The sequence below is a fragment of the Halobacillus sp. BBL2006 genome, from assembly GCF_000786645.1.
Lineage (GTDB): Bacteria > Bacillota > Bacilli > Bacillales > Halobacillaceae > Halobacillus.
Genome location: NZ_JRNX01000020.1, coordinates 1 through 7,076, shown reverse-complemented (window position 1 = coordinate 7,076; position 7,076 = coordinate 1). Strand labels below are relative to the sequence as shown.

Sequence of the window (7,076 nt, the reverse complement as noted above, 5' to 3'; positions counted from 1 at the left end):
CGAACTTGAAGAACATTTTCCGCTAGTGGTTTGGCAGACAGGAAGCGGTACACAATCCAATATGAACGTAAATGAAGTGATCGCGTTTGTAGGGAACGAATGGTTAAAAGAAAAAAACAGTGACACTCGTCTGCATCCAAATGACGACGTCAATAAATCTCAAAGCTCCAACGATACTTATCCGACAGCGATGCATATCGCATCTGTGCGGAAAATTGAGGATGTGGTTATGCCGGCATTGACTCAATTGAAAGATACATTAAAAGAAAAAATGGAAGCGTTTAACGAAATCGTCAAAATTGGACGTACTCACTTGCAGGATGCGACTCCACTTACATTGGGTCAGGAAATCAGTGGCTGGCACCGCATGCTTGAGAAAACGGAAGGTATGCTTTCTGAAAGCGTGAGATACGCAAAAGAGCTGGCTATTGGAGGAACAGCTGTGGGCACAGGCTTAAATGCTCATGAGGATTTTTCTGAGCAAGTGGTTGCTAAAATCAACGAAGTAACAGGAAAGAACTTCATTTCTGCACCGAATAAGTTTCATGCGCTCACGTCCCATGATGAGCTTGTTCATATTCATGGCGCATTGAAAGCTTTAGCGGCCGATGTAATGAAAATCGCTAACGATGTGCGCTGGTTAGCAAGTGGACCACGCTGTGGCATTGGTGAAATCACAATTCCTGCAAATGAGCCGGGAAGTTCGATCATGCCAGGTAAAGTAAATCCTACCCAAAGTGAAGCCGTAACGATGGTTGCAGCTCAAGTAATGGGAAATGATGCCACAATTGGTTTCGCTGCCAGTCAAGGTAACTTTGAGCTTAATGTTTTTAAACCGGTCATCGCCTATAATTTCTTACAATCTGCACAGCTTCTTGCTGACAGCATGGTCTCTTTTGACGAGCGTTGTGTTCGTGGACTTGAGCCAAATCATGAGCAAATTGAAAAATACTTGCGTGATTCCCTCATGCTTGTGACCGCATTGAACCCTCATATTGGTTATGAAAATGCTGCGAAAATCGCTAAGACAGCTTTTGAAAAAGATCAACAGTTGAAAGAAACAGCAGTCGAAATGGGAATTTTGACAGAAGAACAATTCGACGAATATGTGAAGCCTGAAGAGATGACAAAACCGAACGCGAAGTAATTCGTTAGCCATGGATCCCCTCCAGGATGGCTCCAATAATTACCAAAAAAATTTTTGACATAAAAATGTCATAAGCGAGTCATACTACGATTACAAGACAGGAGGTGAGAAACATGGCTAACAACAACAGTTCAAATGAGTTGGTTGTACCTGGTGTTCAACAAGCTCTTGACCAAATGAAATATGAAATCGCACAAGAATTCGGCGTACAGCTTGGTCCAGATTCTACATCTCGTGCTAACGGTTCAGTAGGTGGAGAAATCACTAAGCGTCTTGTACAAATGGCTGAACAACAGTTCGGTGGACAACAACAACGCTAAATAATTTGAAGGAGGAGAAAGGGTGCGCCCTTTCTCCTTATTTTTTTGAAAAGAGTGTGTGTTTTATGCAAGAGTGCGGTATTTGCAATGGATGGGGAGAAAGTGAGCGCCCCTGTCCCAGGTGTGACGGGACCATGCATGATCAAGGAAGAATTACGGATTTCCTTGATGACTATAGCCCTTACCTGGAGCTAAAATGGACGGATCTTGTCGATGGGGATCTTGATTCTTCCCGTACTGGTGAATGTGTCCACTTGTTCATTTGTGAAGATTGTGGCTTGAATGACATCCAGACAGCATAAGAAAAGCGCAGCCGGAATGCTGCGCTTTTTTACATATATAGTAGGGGATTAATGAATTCGTTCTTCAGAATCTTTATCAAAGAAGTGGACTTTGTTCATATCAATCGCTAATTCGATTTCTTCTCCACCTTTGATATCTGAACGGGAGTCTACTCGAGCGATGAATTCTTGTTCACCGAGCTTAGAATATAAGTAAGATTCGGATCCCATAAGCTCCGCCACTTCGATGTGTGCTGTAATTTTCTTATCTTGGTTCGCATCGATAAATACAGGCTCATCATGCATATCTTCAGGACGTACCCCGAGAATAACATCCTTACCAATGTAACTTTGTTCACGCAACGGCTTCATTTTACCTTCAGGGACAGCAAGCTTAACGTTGCCAAGTTCAATGTGCCCTTCGCCCAGTTTTCCGTGCAGGAAGTTCATCGCCGGTGATCCAATAAACCCACCAACAAAGACGTTTTCAGGCTTGTCATATACCTCTTTCGGTGCACCTACCTGTTGAATAAGACCGTCTTTCATAACAACAAGGCGCGTCGCCATTGTCATGGCTTCCGTTTGGTCGTGAGTTACGTAAATGGTAGTCGTCTGCAGGCGTTGGTGAAGCTTTTGAATTTCCGCACGCATTTGAACACGAAGTTTCGCATCCAAGTTGGAGAGCGGCTCATCCATTAAGAAGACTTTAGCATCACGTACGATGGCACGTCCAAGGGCAACACGTTGACGCTGACCACCTGATAATGCTTTCGGTTTACGATCAAGTAAAGCTTCAAGACCAAGGATGTTTGCGGCATTTTTCACTCGACGGTCAATTTCACTTTTATCCATTTTACGAAGTTTAAGACCAAAAGCCATATTGTCATACACATTCATGTGAGGATAAAGCGCGTAGTTCTGGAATACCATCGCGATGTCACGATCTTTCGGTGCCACATCATTCATGCGTTTGTCGTCAATCATGAAGTCACCGCTCGTGATTTCTTCAAGACCTGCAATCATTCGAAGTGTCGTGGATTTACCACAGCCGGAAGGACCAACAAATACGATGAATTCTTTATCTTGAATGTGCAAGTTGAAATCGTCCACCGCTTTAACTTTCTTATCGTATACTTTATCAATGCTTTTCATTTGAATTTCTGCCATTAGGAAAACCTCCTATGTAATTTTGAAATCGTTTTCTTTCTTGTGAATTCAGTGTATCGAAGTTGTAGAAAGCGGTAAATGGACAAAGTGCACAAAGATATGAAAGCGCTATTGTGCACTTTGTCATTTCATGATGAAAAAGGAGTTAAGGAATAATAGTTTCTAAATGAATAAAGCCGTCTCTTCAAAGGAGACGGCTTGTAAACTTATTCATAATCCAACATCAGTAAAGCGAGATATGTGGGGACTGCATAGGCGAACTGTTTTACATCAATCCCAGTCTTTTCGATGAATTTATCAACCCTGTATTGTAAGCTGTTGCGGTGCATATACAGCTGCTTTGCAGTCAAGGAAGCATTGGCTCCCGTTTCTAAAAACACTCTGATCGTATGTAGAAGATCCTCATCAGCCTGCACGTCTTGAAAAATGGAGCGATAGAGGTGCTCCCAATGAGCAGGAGGCAAAGCATCTATATATAGATAAGGTAGAAGGTCCTTATATGTCGTAACAGAAGAGATCCGATATCGATCCGATATAGAGTGACAGTGTGAAGCCCAAGAAAAAATTGCCGGAGCCTTCGAAATGTTTTCAGAGAACTCACTGATATAAAAACGAATCTTCATGTAAAAATCACTCATCAATACATCAATGATTTCACTAAAAGAAATCACTTCCTGATTTTTCGTCATAATTTCTTCAATGATAAAACCTGATTGATCCGTCTCCCAAAATAGAGGCATCGCTCGTGGGAAGAGAGCCTGGAACGCTTCCTGGAACGTTTCTTTGTTCGCGGGTTTTTCAGAAATAGAGAAAAAAACAAAGCGATAGCTCATAGGCCATTCTACAGTTAGTTGAGTATTCCGCCCTTGCAATAAATCCATCCATGATTTCTCACGCTCGTTTTCGGTTGGAAGGTGTATAGGATAAGGGGTTAAAAACAAAGATAATAGTTGAGAATCCCGGTCTGTAAACTCTTCTTTTTTTATTCCGATTGTATCCAATTCAGGGGTTTGAAACCATTCATAATCAAAGGGATGGTCAATGTCATCAGGTTTTGATAAGATCAACGAGGGGTAAATAGATTGTAATTGATTTATTATAGTCATTGCTATCTTCCTTTTTAACGATATATTTACTATTATAGTATTACATATTCAGGTTTCCGCAAGCTAGCCTCTTCCTAGTAGTGGAGACAGCGTGGGTAAACATATAAAAGGGGTGCGTTTATCATGGATCAAGTGAAACAACAGAGTTATTATGGACAGGAAACCAAGAACCGTCTGAAACGAATAGAAGGTCAGGTTCGAGGCGTTCTTAAGATGATGGAAGATGAGAAAAACTGTAAAGATGTCATTACACAGCTTTCTGCTGCTAGGACGGCAATGGATAGAGCGATCGGATATATTGTGGCAAAGAATTTAGAGACGTGCATCCGTGACGCGCATGATGAAGGGGAATCAGCTGAAGAGCTGATTAACGAAGCTGTCCAGATGATTGTTAAAAGCCGTTAAATAGAAGGACGATGATGCGTCAATAGCATCATCGTCTTTTTTTATGAGGAGAAGGCTTGTTCATTGAAAGTATGGCATTCATCGGTTTGAGCGATTTTCAGCTTGCTCTTGTTCAGGAATCTCATGAGCTTCACCGATTTGTTCTCGCCCGTACACTGGAAGTACAGTGCCTCCGGCCATACCTTCATTAATCATACGGTCCACATCCAACTCGTATCGATCCTTACCTTCTGGTGCACGCTTTCTTTCATCTTGTATCATGTTCGTCACCTCCTCCTTTATAGGGTGTCCGCTTTATCGAGATCCATGAAATTGAGGTAAGATTATATATACTTGGCATAAAGTTGTCCCTCTCAATCATAGGTATGAAATAGAGGAGGGGACTGTATGCAAAATCAACCTAACCAATTTATCTCTATGCTTGAGTCCGCGATAGAAGATGAGTGGAATGCCAACGATTTTTATAAACGCCTGGGTGAAGACACGAGCAATCGGATGTTCAAGGACTATATTAAGCACGCAGAGGAAGATGAATTGAAGCATTATAAGTTATTTCAGCATTTACACTATCAACTGACAGGGCAGTACCATCAATTCAAACCTAAAAAAATTACGTATCAATCCTTTGAAGACGGAGTTAAAAAGGCGCAAAAAGGGGAATTTGAAGCTTTCGAAATGTATCGGGATATGCTATTTATGATCCCGAACCAAATGGCTTATCAACCGCTGTTCATTGCTATGACAGACGAAATGGAACACGCCACTCGTTTCGGAACGATATTAGGTCGATTGAAATAATTCTAATTCAGGTCTATCTCAGGCCTGTTTTTTTATGCTCTCGTTGGCACATTGAAAATAATTCGATTATACTTGGTACAGCATAATAGAAAGAGGTTGTACCATGAATCCAGTGATACTTGTAGTCTTAATGATCATTATCGGTGCACTGATCGGCGGAATTACGAATTCTTTAGCTATTAAGATGCTTTTCCGACCTTATCGTGCGATTTATATAGGGAAGTATCGACTTCCGTTTACCCCCGGGCTTATCCCGAAACGCCAGCAAGAACTTGCCCGTCAACTGGGGAGAATGGTTGTTGAGCATTTACTGACACCGGAAGGCTTGAGAAGAAAATTAGAGGCTCCAGTTTTTCAAGAACAAGTAACTGCCTGGGCGCAAAACGAAGTAGAGAATTGGCTGGCTCACCCTGCCACGATCCAGGACTTGGCTCAAACCTTAGACTATGATTTGTCTGTGCGAAGCCTTGAAGGAACCATTTCTGAATGGATTGAGGAGCGTTATCACACCCTCATGATGGATTACCGTGAAGTTCCGTTAGAAGATCTCTTGTCGGAAGAATGGAGACAAAAAGCGGAACAGGGGGCAGACCAACTTGCTGATCATATTCAAGAGAGTATTAAGCGTTACTTTCAGAGCACTGAAGGTAAACGAAAAGTTACAGCGCTTATAGAAAACTACTTGGATAATCAAGGGTTCCTCGGAAACATGATCTCTTCTTTCATGGGGCCAGATGGCCTTACGGAGCGGATTTATCCCTCCATCACAAAATACATTTCTGATGACGAAATGAATATTTGGTTACGCGGCATGCTTCAATCAGAGCTGAAGCAGCTCATGCAGCATCGAGTCAGCTATTTTGAAGATAAGATTGGGCGTCACACCATTGGAAAAGTGTTGGGACAAGCTGTCGCAAAAGCCTTGCCGGTTGAGAAGTTGTTGACGAAATCAGTTGCTGAGTGGACTCAGCCCCATCGAGAAAAGATAATTCATAATGTCGTGCCCCGCCTTATTACAAAAATGACGGCACTTTTATCATCTAGAATGGAACGGATGATGGAAACGATGCATTTAGCAGAGATTGTCCAAGAAGAAGTTGAAGCTTTTCAAGTCCAGCGCTTAGAGGAAATGGTGCTAGGAATTTCGCGTCGAGAGTTCAAAATGATTACGTATTTAGGAGCGTTACTTGGAGGAATGATCGGTATGCTCCAAGGGATAATTGTGCTATTTTTCGGATAATATTCGATTCCTATACAGGACCTCTGTAGTTTGTTATAGTGGGGGAGGAGTCACAGAACGAAACTTTTAGGAGGTTCTTATTTTTATGGCAAATCTATATGATCACGCGTATGACTTAGAAAAAGCGATTCGAAATAGCGAAGAATTCACAGGCTTGAAAGAAGCTTATGAAGCAGTAATGAATGATGAAGCTGCTAAAAAAATGTTCGACGATTTCCGTCAGACTCAAATGACACTTCAGCAAAAGCAAATGCAAGGTGAAGAGATTTCTGAAGAAGAAGTCGAGCAAGCGCGTAAAGTCGTTGAACTTGTTCAACAACATCCTCAAATTTCCAAGCTTATGGAAGAAGAGCAGCGTTTGAACACAGTGATTAACGACATTAGCCGTATCATCACGAAGCCACTTGAAGAGCTTTACGGCAACCCAGAAAATCCAGAGCAATAATTAAAAGCGGAAGCGACCGTTTAAAAAGCCACCTCTCAGCAGGTGGCTTTTTTATTGCGAACTTATATTTTAACTACCGCTAATCCTTGTTATATATATTTCTTGTTCCATTAAAGCTCCCTATTCTGGAAGACTCAGTTTCGAGACTTTTTCATGTTTCCGTTGCC

At 41.9% G+C, this 7,076-nt stretch carries 10 protein-coding genes; 7 read left to right on the top strand and 3 right to left on the bottom strand.

Translation table 11 applies throughout. From position 1 onward, the window contains the following. The 3 genes from LD39_RS01005 to LD39_RS22440 all read left to right on the top strand — a co-directional run. On the top strand, window positions 1–1,147 hold a 1,147-nt coding region (locus LD39_RS01005; RefSeq protein ID WP_035541882.1), incomplete at its 5' end, for a lyase family protein. Window positions 1,148–1,260: 113 nt separating this feature from the next. Next, entirely contained in the window at window positions 1,261–1,467 is a 207-nt protein-coding gene (locus LD39_RS01000) for an alpha/beta-type small acid-soluble spore protein (protein WP_035541879.1), read from the top strand. A gap of 134 nt (window positions 1,468–1,601) precedes the next feature. After that, window positions 1,602–1,769, top strand: a complete 168-nt coding sequence (locus LD39_RS22440) for a hypothetical protein (RefSeq protein WP_156112544.1) — start codon at window positions 1,602–1,604, stop codon at window positions 1,767–1,769. Window positions 1,770–1,817: 48 nt separating this feature from the next. Here the strand turns inward: LD39_RS22440 and LD39_RS00990 are convergent, their stop codons facing one another. Continuing rightward, on the bottom strand, window positions 1,818–2,915 hold the full coding sequence (locus tag LD39_RS00990) for an ABC transporter ATP-binding protein (RefSeq protein ID WP_035541875.1): 1,098 nt from the start codon (window positions 2,913–2,915) through the stop codon (window positions 1,818–1,820). A gap of 206 nt (window positions 2,916–3,121) precedes the next feature. Then, complete coding sequence (locus LD39_RS00985) at window positions 3,122–4,021, bottom strand: CdaR family transcriptional regulator (RefSeq protein WP_052158671.1); 900 nt, start codon at window positions 4,019–4,021, stop codon at window positions 3,122–3,124. Window positions 4,022–4,144: 123 nt separating this feature from the next. Between LD39_RS00985 and LD39_RS00980 the strand changes: the two genes are divergently transcribed. Beyond that, on the top strand, window positions 4,145–4,426 hold the full coding sequence (locus LD39_RS00980) for a metal-sensitive transcriptional regulator (protein ID WP_052158670.1): 282 nt from the start codon (window positions 4,145–4,147) through the stop codon (window positions 4,424–4,426). A gap of 78 nt (window positions 4,427–4,504) precedes the next feature. Here LD39_RS00980 and LD39_RS00975 read toward each other — a convergent pair whose 3' ends face one another. Continuing rightward, a complete protein-coding gene (locus LD39_RS00975) occupies window positions 4,505–4,687 on the bottom strand; it encodes a hypothetical protein (protein ID WP_035541872.1) in 183 nt (60 codons plus the stop codon). Window positions 4,688–4,813: 126 nt separating this feature from the next. Between LD39_RS00975 and LD39_RS00970 the strand changes: the two genes are divergently transcribed. From LD39_RS00970 to LD39_RS00960, 3 genes are all read left to right on the top strand, one after another. Then, window positions 4,814–5,224 (top strand): ferritin-like domain-containing protein, encoded by a 411-nt coding sequence (locus tag LD39_RS00970; protein WP_052158669.1) that lies wholly within the window; start codon window positions 4,814–4,816, stop codon window positions 5,222–5,224. A 103-nt stretch (window positions 5,225–5,327) separates the two neighbouring features. Continuing rightward, the gene (locus LD39_RS00965) at window positions 5,328–6,464 is read left to right on the top strand and encodes a DUF445 domain-containing protein (protein ID WP_035541870.1); all 1,137 of its coding nucleotides are present in this window, start codon (window positions 5,328–5,330) and stop codon (window positions 6,462–6,464) included. A gap of 85 nt (window positions 6,465–6,549) precedes the next feature. Then, the gene (locus LD39_RS00960) at window positions 6,550–6,909 is read left to right on the top strand and encodes a YlbF family regulator (RefSeq protein ID WP_035541867.1); all 360 of its coding nucleotides are present in this window, start codon (window positions 6,550–6,552) and stop codon (window positions 6,907–6,909) included. The last annotated feature ends 167 nt before the right edge of the window (window positions 6,910–7,076 follow it).